This window comes from Marinovum sp. PR37, from assembly GCF_028807375.1.
Taxonomy (GTDB): Bacteria; Pseudomonadota; Alphaproteobacteria; order Rhodobacterales; family Rhodobacteraceae; genus Marinovum; species Marinovum algicola.
The window spans coordinates 70,822-87,305 of sequence record NZ_JARAML010000024.1 but is presented as its reverse complement, the minus strand read 5'-3'; the positions used below and the strand labels follow the sequence as shown (position 1 = coordinate 87,305).

The 16,484-nt window shown below is 65.5% G+C and carries 17 protein-coding genes; 8 read left to right on the top strand and 9 right to left on the bottom strand.

Translation table 11 applies throughout. The features are described from left to right. The first annotated feature begins 115 nt into the window (after positions 1 to 115). Positions 116 to 346: a DUF1127 domain-containing protein gene (locus PVW49_RS18195; RefSeq protein ID WP_048531081.1), complete on the top strand. Its 231-nt coding sequence runs from the start codon at positions 116 to 118 to the stop codon at positions 344 to 346. Positions 347 to 494: 148 nt separating this feature from the next. On the opposite strand, the gene PVW49_RS18190 is transcribed toward PVW49_RS18195, so the two are convergent. Then, positions 495 to 917: a PaaI family thioesterase gene (locus PVW49_RS18190; protein ID WP_048531079.1), complete on the bottom strand. Its 423-nt coding sequence runs from the start codon at positions 915 to 917 to the stop codon at positions 495 to 497. Between the two features lie 56 nt (positions 918 to 973). Between PVW49_RS18190 and PVW49_RS18185 the strand changes: the two genes are divergently transcribed. From PVW49_RS18185 to gluQRS, 3 genes are read left to right on the top strand one after another with little or no spacing between them, the layout of a single operon-like run. Next, entirely contained in the window at positions 974 to 1,759 is a 786-nt protein-coding gene (locus PVW49_RS18185; RefSeq protein WP_074835049.1) for an enoyl-CoA hydratase, read from the top strand. Positions 1,760 to 1,798: 39 nt separating this feature from the next. Then, complete coding sequence (gene trmFO, locus PVW49_RS18180; protein WP_074835050.1) at positions 1,799 to 3,151, top strand: methylenetetrahydrofolate--tRNA-(uracil(54)-C(5))-methyltransferase (FADH(2)-oxidizing) TrmFO; 1,353 nt, start codon at positions 1,799 to 1,801, stop codon at positions 3,149 to 3,151. A 5-nt stretch (positions 3,152 to 3,156) separates the two neighbouring features. Continuing rightward, complete coding sequence (gene gluQRS, locus PVW49_RS18175; RefSeq protein WP_074835052.1) at positions 3,157 to 4,023, top strand: tRNA glutamyl-Q(34) synthetase GluQRS; 867 nt, start codon at positions 3,157 to 3,159, stop codon at positions 4,021 to 4,023. Positions 4,024 to 4,069: 46 nt separating this feature from the next. Here gluQRS and hisI read toward each other — a convergent pair whose 3' ends face one another. Beyond that, positions 4,070 to 4,429: a phosphoribosyl-AMP cyclohydrolase gene (hisI, locus tag PVW49_RS18170; RefSeq protein WP_048531073.1), complete on the bottom strand. Its 360-nt coding sequence runs from the start codon at positions 4,427 to 4,429 to the stop codon at positions 4,070 to 4,072. Positions 4,430 to 4,499: 70 nt separating this feature from the next. On the opposite strand from hisI, the gene PVW49_RS18165 reads away from it, so the two are divergent. After that, positions 4,500 to 4,946, top strand: a complete 447-nt coding sequence (locus PVW49_RS18165) for an iron-sulfur cluster assembly scaffold protein (protein ID WP_074835053.1) — start codon at positions 4,500 to 4,502, stop codon at positions 4,944 to 4,946. Between the two features lie 187 nt (positions 4,947 to 5,133). On the opposite strand, the gene PVW49_RS18160 is transcribed toward PVW49_RS18165, so the two are convergent. From PVW49_RS18160 to sciP, 5 genes are all read right to left on the bottom strand, one after another. After that, positions 5,134 to 5,256: a hypothetical protein gene (locus PVW49_RS18160; protein ID WP_274563014.1), complete on the bottom strand. Its 123-nt coding sequence runs from the start codon at positions 5,254 to 5,256 to the stop codon at positions 5,134 to 5,136. 100 nt (positions 5,257 to 5,356) lie between these two features. After that, on the bottom strand, positions 5,357 to 7,447 hold the full coding sequence (gene recG, locus PVW49_RS18155) for an ATP-dependent DNA helicase RecG (protein ID WP_274591228.1): 2,091 nt from the start codon (positions 7,445 to 7,447) through the stop codon (positions 5,357 to 5,359). Next, on the bottom strand, positions 7,444 to 9,561 hold the full coding sequence (gene ligA / locus PVW49_RS18150; protein WP_274591227.1) for an NAD-dependent DNA ligase LigA: 2,118 nt from the start codon (positions 9,559 to 9,561) through the stop codon (positions 7,444 to 7,446). The genes recG and ligA overlap by 4 nt, the downstream gene beginning before the upstream one ends. A gap of 74 nt (positions 9,562 to 9,635) precedes the next feature. Continuing rightward, positions 9,636 to 10,355 carry a response regulator transcription factor CtrA gene (ctrA, locus tag PVW49_RS18145; protein WP_048531066.1) on the bottom strand — a complete coding sequence of 240 codons (720 nt, stop codon included), beginning with the start codon at positions 10,353 to 10,355 and terminating at the stop codon, positions 9,636 to 9,638. A 96-nt stretch (positions 10,356 to 10,451) separates the two neighbouring features. Beyond that, positions 10,452 to 10,730, bottom strand: a complete 279-nt coding sequence (gene sciP / locus PVW49_RS18140) for a CtrA inhibitor SciP (protein WP_048533738.1) — start codon at positions 10,728 to 10,730, stop codon at positions 10,452 to 10,454. Positions 10,731 to 10,854: 124 nt separating this feature from the next. Between sciP and mnmA the strand changes: the two genes are divergently transcribed. After that, the gene (gene mnmA, locus PVW49_RS18135) at positions 10,855 to 12,000 is read left to right on the top strand and encodes a tRNA 2-thiouridine(34) synthase MnmA (protein ID WP_274591226.1); all 1,146 of its coding nucleotides are present in this window, start codon (positions 10,855 to 10,857) and stop codon (positions 11,998 to 12,000) included. Positions 12,001 to 12,051: 51 nt separating this feature from the next. On the opposite strand, the gene PVW49_RS18130 is transcribed toward mnmA, so the two are convergent. Then, positions 12,052 to 12,348, bottom strand: coding sequence for an antibiotic biosynthesis monooxygenase family protein (locus PVW49_RS18130; protein ID WP_048531062.1), 297 nt, complete (start codon positions 12,346 to 12,348; stop codon positions 12,052 to 12,054). A 156-nt stretch (positions 12,349 to 12,504) separates the two neighbouring features. Between PVW49_RS18130 and PVW49_RS18125 the strand changes: the two genes are divergently transcribed. After that, a complete protein-coding gene (locus PVW49_RS18125; protein WP_274563008.1) occupies positions 12,505 to 13,719 on the top strand; it encodes a bifunctional alpha/beta hydrolase/OsmC family protein in 1,215 nt (404 codons plus the stop codon). A 72-nt stretch (positions 13,720 to 13,791) separates the two neighbouring features. Here the strand turns inward: PVW49_RS18125 and PVW49_RS18120 are convergent, their stop codons facing one another. Continuing rightward, complete coding sequence (locus tag PVW49_RS18120) at positions 13,792 to 14,946, bottom strand: sugar-transfer associated ATP-grasp domain-containing protein (protein WP_074835059.1); 1,155 nt, start codon at positions 14,944 to 14,946, stop codon at positions 13,792 to 13,794. Between the two features lie 194 nt (positions 14,947 to 15,140). Here PVW49_RS18120 and purB point away from each other — a divergent pair, with 194 nt between their 5' ends. Further along, positions 15,141 to 16,448, top strand: a complete 1,308-nt coding sequence (purB, locus tag PVW49_RS18115) for an adenylosuccinate lyase (protein ID WP_274591225.1) — start codon at positions 15,141 to 15,143, stop codon at positions 16,446 to 16,448. The last annotated feature ends 36 nt before the right edge of the window (positions 16,449 to 16,484 follow it).

Here is a 16,484-nt window from a genome sequence, read left to right as displayed (position 1 = left end):
CGTCAAGTCACCAAATTCGGCTTATGCGGGACTCGGAGTATACACATGTTCAATGTATCAATTATCTACGGCAATTCGCCGCATTGTGTCAATACAATTCACGAAAGGATCTCCCATGGCACATCTCCAGCAGACCCCAGCGCAGGCAGCAGGCTTTCTTGACGGCCGTCCCCTGACCCCGATCGCATCGGTGGCGCTCAAGGCGGTCGTGGCGATTGCCAAGTGGGAGGCCCACCACCGCACCCGCACCAAGCTGAAACATCTCGATGATCACCTGCTCAGGGACATCGGCGTGACGCGCGATCTGGCCGAACGAGAGGCCGCTCGCCCGTTCTGGCAGGGGTAGATCCCTCTCCTGACAGACCTCTTCCTGGGCCCGGGGCGATGCCTCCGGGCCTTTTTTCTGCCGCCGCCAGGTGAGGCCCCCGTCCCGGGCCCCGCCCCGGGACCTCGTGGTCCCTTGCCCAGAGCCCCGACGCAGGTCCGGGCGCGCCTCAGCGCCCGGGCGGGATCGAATAGGTCAGGTTCGCCCGGGCGACCGGCGACGCCTGGCCTTCGGAATAGAGCAGGCAATCCACCACGCTCAGCGCCCGGCCGATCTTCAACAACCGGAACTGCCCCAGCACATCCGCCCCCGCCGCAGGCTTGCGCATGAAATCGATCGAGCAATTGGTTGTCACCGCCAGCGCCTGGCGCCCGATCCGCGACATCGTCGCAACATAGGCGCCGACATCGGCCAGCGCGAACATTGCCGGGCCCGAGACCGTGCCGCCGGGCCGCAGGTGCCGCTCCGAGGCATGCAGCCGCATCACCAGTACCTCCTCGTCGAGCCGGTCGATGGAGAACATCCCCTCGACCTGCGGAAAGACCTCGCTCAGAAACTCTGTCATCTCTTCGGCGTTCACGACGATTGTCATTCTTCCCTCTTGCGCTGTGTGACGCTAGGCTGCCGCCCAGGCCAAGGGAGGGCAAGATGGCGATTTTGGAACGTTGCGACACCGGGGCCGTGGCCCATTTGCGGATGAACGCGCCCGAGCGGCTGAACGCGCTGTCCGACGAAATGCTGGCCGAGCTCCAGGCCCAGATCGATGCCCTGCGCGCGGACACCAGCGTTCGCGCGGTGGTGATCTCCGGCGCCGGCAAGGCGTTCTGCGCCGGTCACGACCTCAAGCAGATGACCCGGGGGCGACAGGCCGAAGATGGTGGCAAGGCCTATTTCGCCGATCTCTTCGACCGCTGCGCCAGCGTGATGACCGGGCTGACCCGCCTGCCCCAGCCGGTGATCGCCCAGGTGCATGGCATCGCCACCGCCGCCGGTTGCCAGATGGTGGCAAGCTGCGACATGGCGGTCGCGGCCGAGGGCACGCGGTTTGGCGTCAACGGCGTCAACATCGGGTTGTTCTGCTCGACGCCGATGGTGGCGCTGACCCGCAATATCCCGCGCAAGAAGGCCTTTGAAATGCTCACCACCGGCCAGTTCATCGAAGCCGACGAAGCCGAGACCCTGGGCCTCGTCAACCGCGTCGTGCCCGCCGAGGCGCTCGAGGCCGAGGCCCGGGCGCTGGCCGAACAAGTCGCCGAAAAGCTGGGTACGGCGGTGCGCATCGGCAAACAGGCCTTCTACGCCCAGGCCGAGATGGGGCTCGACGCGGCCTATGCCTATACCGGCCAGGTCATGGTCGAGAACATGCTCGACCGCGATACCACCGAGGGCATCAGCGCCTTTCTGGATAAACGTCCCGCCAGCTGGCGGCAGTGACCCTTTGACAGCCCCGCCAAAAGGCGTATGTGAGCGCGCATGACACAAGAGCTTCATATCGTCGGCGGCGGCATGGCCGGATCCGAGGCCGCCTGGCAGGCCGCGCAACTGGGCGTCAATGTGGTGATCCACGAGATGCGCCCCAAGGTCGAAACCTTTGCCCATCGCACCGGCAATCTGGCCGAGATGGTCTGTTCCAATTCCTTCCGTTCGGATGACGACGAACAGAACGCCGTCGGCCTGCTGCATTGGGAAATGCGCGCGGCAGACGGCCTCATCATGGCCACCGCCGACCGTCACCGCCTGCCCGCCGGCGGTGCCCTGGCGGTCGACCGCGACCCCTTTGCCGAGGATGTGACCGCGGCGCTCAAGGCGCTGCCCAACGTTCGGGTGGAGTATGGCGAGATCACCGAGCTGCCGCGCGACGGCCAGTGGATCATCGCCACTGGCCCGCTGACCTCTTCGGCGCTGGGCCAGGCCATCGCCGCCGAGACCGGCGCCGATGCGCTCGCCTTCTTCGACGCCATCGCGCCGATCGTCTATGCCGAGAGCATCGACATGTCCAAGGCTTGGATGCAGTCGCGCTACGACAAGGGCGAGACCGAGGAAGAGCGCAAGGCCTATCTCAACTGCCCGATGGACCGCGCCCAATACGAGGCCTTCATCGACGCCCTGCTCGCCGCCGACAAGACCGAGTTCCACGACGGCGAGACGGCCGGCTATTTCGACGGCTGCCTGCCGATCGAGGTCATGGCCGAACGCGGCCGCGAGACCCTGCGCCATGGCCCGATGAAGCCCGTGGGCCTGACCAACCCGCATCAGCCCGACGTCAAGGCCCATGCGGTCGTCCAGTTGCGCCGGGATAACGCGCTGGGCACGCTCTACAATATCGTCGGCTTCCAGACCAAGATGAAATACGGCGCCCAGACCGAGGTGCTGCGGATGATCCCCGGGTTGGAAGAAGCGCGCTTTGCCCGGCTCGGCGGCATCCACCGCAACACCTTCCTCAACTCGCCGACCCTGCTGGATGCGCAGATGCGGCTGAAATCGCGGCCCAACATCCGCTTTGCCGGCCAGATCACCGGTGTCGAGGGCTATGTCGAGAGCGCCGCCATGGGGCTGTTGGCGGGACGCATGGCCGCCGCCGAAATCCTTGGCCGGCCGCTGCCCGAGGTGCCGCAGGACAGCGCCATGGGCGCGCTGATCCACCACATCACCGGCGGCGCCGAGGCCAAGACCTTTCAGCCGATGAACGTCAACTTCGGGCTGTTCCGCCCGGTCGACGGGCTCAAGGGCGGGCGCCGCGGCCGCAAGGACCGCTACAAGGCCTATACCGACCGCGCCAAAGCGGCCTGGCAGGACTGGCTCGGCGCGATGGCCAGCGCCGCCTGACCCCCGTGGCCTTTCGCACCCGCTTCGCCCCCTCGCCGACCGGGCCGCTGCATCTGGGCCACGCCTTCTCGGCGCTGACGGCCTATGACGCGGCGCAGGCGGCCGGCGGCAGCTTCCACTTGCGTCTCGACGACATCGATCAGAGCCGCGCCCGCCCGGAATGGGCGGCGCAGATCTGCGACGACCTGCACTGGCTGGGGCTAAGCTGGCCCGCGCCGGTCTGGCGCCAGTCCGACCGCCTCCCGCGCTACCGCGCCGCACTGGAGCGCCTCTGGCGCCGCGGGCTGCTCTATCCCTGCACCTGCACCCGGCGCGACATTCAGGCCGCCGCCAACGCCCCGCAGGAGGGCGCGCCGCGCTTTGGCCCCGACGGGCTGATCTATCCCGGCACCTGCCGGAACCGGCCCCGCAGCGGCCCGATGCCGCAGGATCAGGCGCTCAGGCTCGACATGAAGAAAGCCATGCAAGCCATTGGAGAGGCGGCTTTTCACGAAGAAACCTATTACCCCGGCCCGCGCGCCGTCACAGCCCGGCAGATGATCGACAGCGTCGGCGATGTGGTTCTGGCCCGCCGCGACATGGGCGCCGCCTATCACCTGGCCATCGTCGTCGACGACGCGGATCAGGAAATCAGCCATGTGATCCGCGGCCAGGATCTCTTTGATGCCACCGCGATCCATGTGGTCCTGCAACATCTGCTCGACTTTCCGACCCCGCGCTATCACCATCACCGGCTGATCCGCGACGCCTCTGGCAAGCGCCTTGCCAAGCGCGACGACGCCCGCGCCATCGCGCTCTATCGCAGCGAGGGCAAGCGCCCGGCCGACCTCCGCGCCATGGTCGGCCTTCCGCCCGCCTCTGCTTCTGTTTGAAAATACCGTTGGGGAACCCGCCCTGGCGGACGGGCGCAAAGCCCCCTCAGCGCTCCGGCTGCATCAGCTCGACCTCGGCGCCGCTGCGCACCTCGGTATAGAAACAGGTGCGGCGCCCGGTGTGGCAGGCGGCCCCGGTCTGGTTCACCGTCAGCAGCAGGCAATCGCGATCACAGTCGATCCGCAGGTTCACCAGCTCCTGCACATGGCCCGAGGTCTCGCCCTTGACCCAGAAGCTCTGTCGCGACCGCGACCAATAAGTCACCCGGCCGGTCGCCAACGTTCGTGCCACCGCCTCCTGGTTCATCCAGGCCATCATCAGCACTTCGCCGCTGGTGGCGTCCTGGGCAATCGCCGGAATCAGCCCGGCATCGTTGTAGACCAAGGTCGAAGGATCAAAGGACATGGGCGAAAAACCTTTTGCAAGAGCGCTCTGGACGCCTATTTAAGAAACGCAGGACAAAAGAGAAAGCCTCATGGCCGAAACCGATCTGATCAAGCTCTACTCCGCCCGCATTCTGGCGCTGGCCTCGGATATCCCCCACAGCGAACGGCTGGCGGCGCCCGAGGCCACGGTCAAGAAACGCTCGCCGCTCTGCGGCTCGACGGTGACGGTGGACGTGGTGATGAAGGAGGGCCGCGTCGCCGACTTCGGCCAGGACGTCAAGGCCTGTGCGCTGGGGCAATCGGCGGCCTCGGTGCTGGGCTCGGTGGTGATCGGGCGCAGCCCCGAAGAACTGGAAAAGGCCCAGGCGGAACTGCGCGCCATGCTGAAAGAGGGCGGCCCTATCCCCGCCGCCCCCTTCGACGGTTTCGAGGTGCTGGAGCCCGCGCGCGAGTACAAGAACCGCCACGCCTCGATCCTGCTGGCGCTCGAGGCCACCGCCGAAGCCGCGCGTGAGGCGCTGGCCGTGTCCGCCTGATCTCTCGTCGATCCAGGTTTTGATTGCACAAAAAAAGGCCGCCTTCCGAAGAAGGCGGCCAAGGCAAGCGCTCGCGTCCTAATGGGGGTGTTGAGGCAGACCCCGAGCTCCCATGGGGATTGGGAAGAGGCAGGTTCGCGCGGATCGGACAGGCGCGCGGAACGCGAGCGCAGGCAGGGAAATTCCTTCAGATAAAGGCCGGCAGATGCAGGCCCGCAACCAACAGAAACACAAGCGAAACGGCGCCCATGGCGTCGTGCAGAAAGCTGTGATCGAAACGACGGCGGCTCTTGGTCACTTTCTTGTGCATGGCGTGTCTCCGTTGCGGTGTTGTCTCTTTGTTCTCATATGGACAACGGTCTGTAAAGAACTTTTTGAGAACATCCGAGAACAAACCGCTAATGGAGACGCTAACCCACTGATATCAAACGAATGGCTTCATCCTGCCGCATCAGCCAGAGCAGAACGCGCGCCGCCCGTCCCCGGCCGCTCTCGAGCGTCGGATCGGTGGTCAGCAAGGCGCGGGCGTCGGTCTGGGCCGTGGCCATCAGACCGGTCTGGCTTTCCACATCCGCCACCCGAAACCGCGGCAGACCGGATTGCGCCGTGCCAATCACGTCACCGGCCCCGCGCATCTCCAGATCGGTTTCGGCGATGATGAAACCGTCCTCGGTATTGCGCAACGTTTCCAACCGCTTGCGCCCGCCTTCGCCAAGCGGCGCCTGGTAGAGCAGCAGGCAGGTCGAGGCCTGATCGCCACGGCCCACCCGGCCGCGCAGCTGGTGCAGTTGCGCCAGGCCAAAGGTCTCGGCGCGTTCGATCACCATGATGGTGGCATTGGGCACGTTCACGCCGACCTCGATCACCGTGGTCGCCACCAGCACCGAGGTTTCGCCGGCCTGGAACCGTGCCATTGCCGCGTCTTTCTCGGCCGGCGGCATCTGGCCGTGCACCAGCCCGACCCGGGCCTCGCCGAGCGCCGCGCGCAGCCGTTTGAACCGCTCTTCGGCGGCGGTCATGTCCGAGGTTTCGCTTTCCTCGACCAGCGGGCAGACCCAATAGACCTGCCGCCCGTCGTCTGCCGCCGCCCGAATGCGGCCCACCACCTCCTCCAGCCGTTCGGTCGAGACCAGCGCAGTGGTGATCGGCTTGCGCCCGGGCGGTTTTTCGTCAAGCACCGAGACATCCATGTCACCATATTGCGCCAGCGCGAGGCTGCGCGGGATCGGCGTCGCCGTCATCACCAGCACATCCGCCAGAATGCCCTTGGCCCCCAGCGCCAGCCGCTGCCGCACGCCGAATCGGTGCTGTTCATCGATGACGGCCAGGCGCAGATCGCAAAAGGCCACATCCTCCTGAAACACCGCGTGGGTGCCGACAAGCACCTGAATTTTCCCGTTTTTCAACGACTCCAGCTTGGCCGCCCGCTCGGCGCCCTTGTCCCGCCCGGTCAGCAGCTCGAGCACCACACCGGCGCTTTCCGCCAAGGGTTGCAACCCCTCGAGATGCTGCCGAGCCAGGATTTCGGTCGGCGCCATCATCACGCCCTGCCCGCCCGCCTCGACCGCGATCAGCAGCGCCATGAAGGCGACCAGGGTCTTGCCGGCGCCCACATCCCCCTGCAACAGCCGGTTCATCCGCTTGTCGCGCGCCATATCGCCGGCGATCTCCGCAATCGCCCGGGTCTGTGCTCCGGTGGGCGCATAAGGTAAGGATTTCAATACTTTGCCCTGCAAGCCCCCGGTTCCGGAACTGGCCCGCCCGGCCGCCTTGCGGCGGTTCTGCCGGGCCAGCGCCAGAGTCATCTGGTGGGCGAAAAGCTCGTCATAGGCCAGCCGCACCCGCGCCGGATGCCCCGGTGAAAGTGTCGCCGCATCCGTCGGGGCATGCGCCTGGCTCAGCGCCTCGCCCCAGGAAGGCCAGCCCTCTTTCCCGAGCAGCGAGGGCTCGATCCATTCCGCCAGCTCGGGCGCCCGGGCCAGCGCCCCCTGCGCCGCCTTGTGCATCACCTTCTGCGTCACCCCGGCGGTCAGCGGATAGACCGGCTCGAAATCGGGGATGTCATGTGCCTCTTCCACCGGCAGGATGTGATCGGGGTGCACCATCTGGGCGATGCCATCGAACAATTCGACCTTGCCCGAGACAACGCGGCGCGCGCCACTGGGGAGAATTTTACGCAGATAATCGCCCCGCGCATGGAAAAAAACGAGCTGGAACGAGGTCTGCGCGTCCTGCACCGTGATCCGATAGGCGCCGGAACGGCTGCGCGGCGCGGCATGGCGGCCGATCTCGACCTCGACGGTGACCACGCCGGGCAGATCGGCGCCCTGCACCGTGTCGCGCTTGCGCCGGTCGATGCCGGAATGCGGCAGGGTGAACAACAGGTCGCGCGGGGCCTCGATCGCCAACCCGGCCAGCGACTTGGCGATCTTGGGGCCGACACCGGGCAGCGTCTCGAGATCCGCAAACAGCGGAAACAACGGCTCGGGCCGGCTGCTCATGCGCCGATCAGGGCCAGCCACCCGTCTTCGTCGAGCATGTCGATCCCCAGTTCGGCGGCTTTCTTGCCCTTCGATCCGGCCCCCGGCCCGGCGACCACCAGATCGGTCTTTTTCGACACCGACCCCGAGACCTTGGCGCCCAGGGCCTCGGCCCGGGCCTTGGCCTCGGCGCGGGTCATCTTTTCGAGGCTGCCGGTAAAGACGATGGTCATGCCGGCCACCGGGCTGCCCTCGACCGAGGGCCTGGCCGCGTCCTGGATATCAAGCTGCGCCACCAGCCTGTCGATTGCCGCGCGCTCGGCCTCTTGCCCGAAGGCGGCGACCAGCGAGGCAGCCATGACCTGGCCCACGCCATCGACGCCAAGCAGGTCGTCCCAGGCCGGGCCCTCCATCGGCTGCGCCTCGGTCATCGCGCGGTCAAAGGTGGCCCAGGCGCCATAATGGCTGGCCAGGAGATTGGCCGATTGTTCGCCGACATGGCGGATGCCAAGGCCGAAGATCACCCGGCCCAGCGCAATCTTGCGCCGCTCGTCGATGGCATCGAACAGCTTCTGCGCCGATTTCTCGCCCCAGCCCTCGCGATTTTTCAGCTGCTGCATGCCCTGGCCATAACGCGCGCGCAGGGTGAAGATATCGGCCGGCTCGGCGATCCAGCCGTCGCGATAGAATTGCTCGACCTGTTTAGCGCCGAGACCGTCGATGTCGAATGCCGAGCGCGAAACGAAATGCTTCAGCTTTTCAATCTGTTGCGCCGGGCAGATCAACCCGCCGGTACAACGGCGCACGGCGTCGCCTTCTTCGCGCACGGCCTCCGATCCACATTCCGGGCACGTCTCCGGAAAGACATAGGGGGCGGTGCCCTCGGGGCGTTTGGACAGGTCGACATCGGCCACCTTGGGGATCACGTCGCCGGCGCGATAGATTTGCACCCAGTCGCCGATCCGGATGTCCTTGCCGCCGCGGATTTCGCCGCCGCGGCTGTCGCGCCCGGCGATGTAATCCTCGTTGTGCAGCGTCGCGTTGGAGACGACGACACCGCCCACCGTTACCGGCGTCAGTCGCGCCACCGGGCTGAGCGCGCCGGTACGGCCGACCTGGATGTCGATCGCCTCGAGCCGCGTCCAGGCCAGTTCGGCAGGGAATTTATGCGCGATGGCCCAGCGCGGCGTGGTCGAGCGGAACCCCAGCCGCTCTTGCAGGTCGAGCCGGTCGATCTTGTAGACCACACCGTCGATGTCATAGCCCAGCGTCGCGCGCTGTTCCTCGATCTCGCGGTAGAGGGCGATCATCTCTGCCGGGGTGTCGCAGCGGCGGGTGAGCGCATTGGTCTGAAACCCCAGCTCCGCCAGCCTTTCGATGGCGCCCGATTGCGTTTCGGCCAGCGGGTTCGAGAGCACGCCCCAGCTGTAGGCGAAAAAGGCCAGCGGCCGGTCGCGGGTGATCTCGGGGTCGAGCTGACGCAGCGAGCCGGCGGCGGCATTGCGCGGATTGGCAAAGGTCTTGCCGCCGCGTTCGACCTGGCGCTTGTTGAGCGCCTCGAAATCGGCGTGGCGCATGTACACCTCGCCGCGCACCTCGAGCACCTCGGGCGCGCCGGTGAGCACCTCGGGGATGGTGTCGATGGTGCGGGCATTGACGGTGACATTCTCGCCCGTCTCGCCATCGCCTCGGGTGGCGGCAGTGACCAGCGTGCCGTTTTCATAGCGCAGCGAGAGCGAGAGGCCGTCGATCTTGGGTTCGGCGGTATAGGCCAGCTGGGCATCGGCGGGCCAGTTCAGATAGCGGCGGATGCTGGCGTCGAATTCCAGCACGTCGGCATCGTCGAAGGCATTGCCGAGGCTCATCATCCGCACCTGGTGGCGGACCTTGGCAAAGCCTTCGGCCGGGGCGGCACCGACCTGATCAGAGGGGCTGTCGGCCCGTTTCAATTCCGGGAATCGCGTCTCGATCTCGGCGTTGCGGCGTTTGAGCGCATCGTAATCGGCGTCGGTGATCTCCGGCGCATCGGCGCCGTGATAGGCCAGATTGGCCGCAGTCAGCGCCTCGGCCAGCGCCGCGAGTTCCTCGCGTGCCTGATCTTCGGTCAATTCGGAAACTGCAATCTCGCGCGTCATCTAACCCCCCGCAAATCTTCCCAAGTGATAGGGCGCGGGCGGCACAGGGTCCAGTCGGTTTGCGCGGTATCCGGTCAGGCGCCGATGGCAAGACGGTCGCCACCGTCAAGCTCGCTCGGGCTGGGATCGCGCAGCACATAGCCCCGGCCCCAGACGGTCTCGATGTAATTGTCGCCACCGGTGGCATTGCTGAGTTTCTTGCGAAGTTTGCAAATGAAAACGTCGATGATTTTCAACTCCGGTTCATCCATTCCGCCATAAAGATGGTTGAGAAACATTTCCTTGGTCAGGGTCGTGCCTTTGCGCAGGCTGAGCAATTCGAGCATCTGGTACTCCTTGCCGGTCAGATGCACCGGCCGCCCCGCCACCTCCACCGTCTTGGCATCGAGGTCGACCGAGACCTGGCCGGTATGGATGACCGATTGCGAATGCCCCTTGGACCGGCGGATGATGGCGTGGATGCGGGCCACAAGCTCTTCGCGGTGAAACGGCTTGGTCAGGTAATCGTCGGCGCCAAAGCCGAACCCCTTGAGCTTGTTGTCGGTATCGTCGGCGCCCGAAAGGATCAGGATCGGCGTTTCCACCCGCGCCAGGCGCAGCTGGCGCAGCACCTCATGGCCGTTCATATCCGGCAGCCCCAGATCGAGAAGGATCAGATCGTAGTCGTAGAGCTTGGCAAGATCGATCCCCTCTTCCCCGAGATCGGTGCAATAGACATTGAGATTGGCATGGGTCAACATCAATTCGATGCTCTTGGCCGTCGTTGGATCGTCCTCAACCAGCAACACTCGCATTTTCTTGTCTCCAATCAACAGCCCGGTTATCATCATAACCTGTGGCAGAAAGGTTAACCGACCGTTACCGTAGCAGGAGAACATGCATAGCACAACTCACGGTTGTCTGTATTTCTGCACAGCGGTTGCTTTCAAAGCGTCTTCGCCGAACTGTGTGACGGCCGTTACCCATTCTCTAAATTCCTCGGCCGAGATTGCATAGCGTTTCTGTGCCTCTTCCTGCGAAATCAGCCCGTAGATCACCCCGCGCACCACCGCCGCCTTGCGCGAGGCGACCCAGCGGCGGGTCTGTGCCGCGGGCAGATCGGCGCGCGTCATCACCGTGCCATCGGGCAAGGTGACGGCACGGGGACCATCGACTTTCTTCAGGTACATGGCGTCCTCGTCCAGCTCATTTGTCCCGAGCATGGGCGGAGGTGTTTAACCGCCGGTGAAAGCCGGTCTTGAGAGTGTCTCGGATTTTCCTATATTCTCGCGGACTTCCGAAATGGAGATTCGCATGTCCGCCCTTGCCACCGAGACGCTCAATTCCCTCGGCTTTGCCAAGCCCCCCTCGCAGACCCGCGTCGTCGTGGCGATGTCGGGCGGGGTCGACAGCTCTGTCGTCGCCGCCGAGCTGGCGCGCGAGGGCTATGACGTGGTGGGCATCACCCTGCAACTCTACGATCACGGCGCGGCCCTGGCCAAGAAAGGCGCCTGCTGCGCCGGCCGCGACATCCACGATGCCCGCCGGGTGGCCGAGGAAATGGGCTTTCCGCATTACGTGCTGGATTACGAAAACGTCTTTCGCGATGCGGTGATGGACGAGTTTGCCGACAGCTACCTGGGCGGCGCCACCCCGGTGCCCTGCATCCGCTGCAACGAGCGGGTCAAGTTCAAGGATCTGCTGGAAACCGCCCGCGATCTCGATGCCGATTGCATGGCCACCGGCCATTACATCCAGCGCAAGATGGGCGCGGCTGGCGCCGAGCTGCATTGCGCCGCCGATGCGGTGCGCGATCAGAGCTATTTCCTGTTCTCCACCACCCAGGAACAGCTCGATTACCTGCGCTTTCCGCTGGGCCATCTGGAGAGCAAGGAAGACACCCGCAGGCTGGCGGCCAAACACGGGCTGCCGGTGGCCGACAAGCCCGACAGCCAGGACATCTGCTTCGTGCCAGACGGCAACTACGCATCGGTTATCGAAAAACTGCGCCCCGGCGCGGCCGAACCGGGGCAGATCGTGCATGCCGATGGCCGGGTGCTGGGCGACCATGCCGGGGTGATCCATTACACCATCGGCCAACGTCGCGGCCTGGGCATCGGCGGGCTGAGCGAGCCGCTTTACGTGGTCAGGCTCGATGTCGAGGCCAAGCAGGTGGTTGTCGGCCCCAAGGAGATGCTCTCGAGCCGCACCATCCCGGTGCGCGAGGTCAATTGGCTGGGCGGTGGCGGCTTTGCCGACATGCAAGAGCGCGAGATCTCGGTCAAGGTGCGTTCGACTCGGCCGCCGCGCGCCGCGCTGCTGCGGCCGCTGTCGGAGACCGAGGCCGAAGTGGAACTGCTGACGCCGGAGGAAGGCGTCTCGCCCGGACAGGCCTGCGTCTTCTACGAGACCGGCGGCACACGGGTGCTGGGCGGCGGCTGGATCTGGCGCGGGCGGTAAGGCCCGACGGCAGTCTCCGTATCGGGTCGCGGAGGCCCGCAACTGCGTCCGTCAGGCCTGAACCAGATCGTAATGCGCGATACGGCGCGCCGCCACCAGCTCGGCCTCTTCCGGGGCGATATGCGGGCTGTCGTAATTCTCGCCGACAAAGGCCTTGAGCGCGTCGAGATCGCGCCAGACCATCACGAAGGCGAAGTCTCGCGGATGATCGGCGCGCGGCGCGCCGGGCAGCACCTCGACGATGCCGTCGGTCGCCCGCATCAACGGAATGGCGGTGTCATGAAAGAACCGGGCAAACTCCGCTTCCTTGCCGGGATGGGTGGTGACCTGAAATATGCGCATGATCATGCTGTGCCTCCTGTCGACCATGAAACCCCCAGTCTAGCACATCGCGGCCCGGCTCCGCGGCGCGTTCTCAAACCCTCGTGACAGCACTGACATGATCATGGCGCCGCGCCCGCCGGCCCCCTAGTCTCCGGGTATCGCCCCCTGGAAAGGACCGCCATGCCCACCGAACGCTTCACCTTCACGGGTCACTCCGGCGCGCCTCTGGCTGCGCGGCTCGATCTGCCGGACGGGCCGCATCTGGCCACGGCGCTCTTTGCGCATTGCTTCACCTGCTCCAAGGACATTCCGGCCGCGCGCCGCATCGCCGGCCGGCTGGCGGCCATGGGCATCGCCGTGTTGCGGTTTGATTTCACCGGGCTGGGCCAGTCTGAGGGCAGCTTTGCCGAGACCACATTTTCCAGCAATATCGAGGATCTGGAGGCTGCCTGTGCCGCGCTGTCCGATCGCGGGCTGACGCCATCGCTGCTGATCGGCCATTCGCTGGGTGGCGCGGCGGTGCTGCGCGCGGCCGAGCGGCTGCCGTCGGTCAAGGCGGTGGCGACGCTGGGCGCGCCATTCGACCCCGGCCATGTCACCCAGAATTTCGGCGGCGCCCTGGACGAGATCGCCGCCTCCGGCGCGGCCGAGGTCACGCTGGGCGGCCACCGCATCGAGATCGGCCGCGATTTCGTCGAGGATGTCTCGGCACAGTCTCTCGCGCCCTCCATCGCCGGTCTGCGCCGGGCGCTTCTGGTGCTGCATGCACCGCGGGACGAGGTGGTGGGGATCGAGAATGCCGCCAATATCTTCATGGCCGCGAAACATCCCAAGAGCTTCGTCACGCTCGACGATGCCGACCATCTGCTCAGCCGCCCCTGTGACGCGGAATATGCCGCCGAGGTGATCGCCGCCTGGGCCGGGCGTTATCTCGACCTCAAGCCGCCCGCCCCGCCCCCCGGCGCGCCCGAGGGCATCGTGCGGGTTGCGGAGGCCGATGCCGATGGCTTTCTTCAAGACGTCAACGACGGCCCGTTCCACCACGTTCTGGCGGATGAGCCCGAGGCCTATGGCGGCACCAATCGCGGCATGTCGCCTTACGGCTTTCTCTCGGCCGGTCTCGGCGCCTGCACCTCGATGACGATCCGCATGTATGCCCGCCGCAAGGGCTGGCCGCTGACCCATGTCAGCGTCGATGTCTGTCATGACAAGGTGCATGCACAGGACGCGCAGTCCCGCAGCGACACCAAGGCCGATCACTTCAAGCGGCTGATCCGGCTGGAGGGTGACCTGAGCGCGGAGCAACGCGCCAAGCTGCTGGAGATCGCCGACAAATGCCCGGTGCACCGGACCCTGGAGCGGACCTCGGTGGTGATCACCGAGGCGGCGGAGTGACCGCCGGCCGATCCGTCGACAGATCGGCACTGAGCCATTGACGGATCGGTCGCCCCCGGAAACCCCGGCGCCCTATTCCCAGACGATCTTGCTGCCCCAGCTGCGGAACAGCTGGCGCACCTTCGGCGTCATGAAGCCCTTGCCCTTGGCATATTGTGGCAGGGTGAAGGACGAGCCGGCGTTGACCTCGATCACCACCGGGCCGGCATCGGTCAGCGCGATGTCGGTGCTCTGATAGCGCAGCGGCGCATGCAGGCGCGCCACCCGTTCGTTGACCTTGCGCAGCGCCTCCCAATGCGGCAGGCGCTGGCCGAGGATCGCCTTGCCGGTTTCGGGGTGGGCTTCGAGATGGCGCAGTTCCGGCCCTTCGGATTGCACCAGCGTGCGGATTTCACCAGTCTCCGGGTCGATATCGCAGAGCATGTTGCCGTCGCGCCAGAAATTGTCGGCCTGGTTGCGCTGCGACGGCAACTTGAGCACCGCCGCCGGCACGAAGACGCCGTCGCCATCCACCATGTTGACCACCCGCACCGTGGCGGTGGTATCGGTATACTCGCGCAGAAAGCCGCAATTGCTGACAAATTTCTGCAAGATGAAGGCGTTTTCGCCGATGATGCTGGCAAAGAAATGCTCGTAGGACATCGGACCGTGGTCGCGCAGCATCAGCCCTTCGCAGTCGGCCGACAGGATGGTGAAGACGCCGACCGAGCCCAGCCCCCGCATGTTCTTGCCGAACAGCGGACCATCGAGCCCGCCGCCAATTGCCGCGCGCAATGTCTGCGGGCCGGATAGTGGCGCGCTGCCGTGATAGGCGCGGCCGGTCCGGTCGATCACCCCCAGGGTCTGCGGCACCGGCAGCCCGTCGGCCTCCAGCAGCTTGGCCGAAAGCCACTTGTCCTCGGTCACCGCAAACCAGTGCAAGTCGTTGACTTCGTGGATGATGGCGTTCTGCAACAGCCATGAGATGAATTCGCCGCGCTCCTGCTCGCTGTGGGCCTCGGCATCGTAGAGCCGGAACTTGACGTATTCGTCGAGCTCGATCTTCTGCCGCCCCTTGCGGAACTTGGCCGCTTCCATGCCGATACCGAAGGCGCCGCGCCCCGAGGCCCGCGCCGCATGGGCGATCAGCTCGGTCTTGTTGTATTCGTGTTTGGCGGAATACCTCTGCTGATCGCGGGCCACGATGGCCCCGGTCTCATGGCCTGCGGTGAGCGTTGCGTCGGACATGCCCTTATCCTCTTCGCCTTTTTTGCGGTCACTGACTTCATTTCCGCAACAATGGGGCGAAAATGGGGCCGGCCGTCGCCGCTTTGGGGAAAATTCCCCGAAACTTGCAGCAATGCCACGTCCTCTTGTCCCCCCGTCAGCTTGGGCGTATGACGCCGCGCAAACGCCCGTGACCAGCCCGAGAGGACGACCAGATGATCCCCCGCTATTCCCGCCCCGAGATGACCGCGATCTGGGAGCCCGCCACCAAGTTCCGCATCTGGTTCGAGATCGAGGCCCATGCCTGCGACGCGCAGGCCAAGCTCGGCGTGATCCCGCAGGAGAACGCCGATGCGGTGTGGAAGGCCAAGGACGTGGAATTCGACGTCGCCCGGATCGACGAGATCGAGGCGGTCACCAAACATGACGTCATCGCCTTTCTCACCCATCTGGCCGAACACGTGGGCAGCGAAGAGGCGCGGTTCGTGCATCAGGGCATGACCTCGTCGGATGTGCTCGACACCACGCTGAACGTGCAGCTTGTGCGCGCCTCCGACCTGCTGCTCAAAGGCATGGACCGGCTTCTGGCCGCGCTCAAGACCCGCGCGCTGGAGCACAAGGACACCGTGCGCGTCGGCCGCAGCCACGGCATCCATGCCGAGCCCACCACCATGGGGCTGACCTTCGCACGCTTCTATGCCGAGATGGACCGCAACCGCGCCCGCCTGGTGGCAGCGCGTGAAGAGATCGCCACCGGCGCGATCTCGGGCGCCGTCGGCACTTTCGCCAATATCGACCCGGCGGTCGAGGAACATGTCTGCGCGCAGCTGGGCCTCTCCCCCGAGCCAATCAGCACGCAGGTGATCCCGCGCGACCGCCACGCCATGTTCTTTGCCGTGCTCGGCGTCATCGCCTCGTCGATCGAAAACATTGCGGTGGAAATCCGCCACATGCAGCGCACCGAGGTGCTGGAGGGCGCGGAATTCTTCTCGATGGGCCAGAAGGGCTCTTCGGCGATGCCGCACAAGAAGAACCCGGTGCTGACCGAGAACCTGACCGGCCTGGCGCGTCTGGTGCGCATGGCGGTGATCCCGGCAATGGAAAACGTGGCGCTCTGGCACGAACGCGACATCTCGCATTCCTCGGTCGAACGCGCCATCGGCCCGGATGCCACGATCACGCTTGACTTTGCCCTGCACCGGCTGGCCGGCGTGGTCGAGAAAATGCTGATCTTCCCCGACAACATGCTCGACAACATGAACAAGTTCCCCGGCCTGGTGATGAGCCAGCGGGTGCTTCTGGCGCTGACCCAGGCCGGCGTCTCGCGCGAGGATGCCTATGCCATGGTGCAGCGCAATGCGCTCAAGGTCTGGGAAGAGCGCGTCGATTTCCAGGAACAGCTTCTGGCCGACGATGCGGTCGTCGAGGCGCTGGGCGAGGACGGCATCAAGGAGAAATTCGACATGGGATATCACACCAAACATGTCGACACGATCTTCAAGCGGGTCTTCGGCGAAGGCTGATGCGCCCGGGGATTTTGAGCGAATCCCAGTCCATGT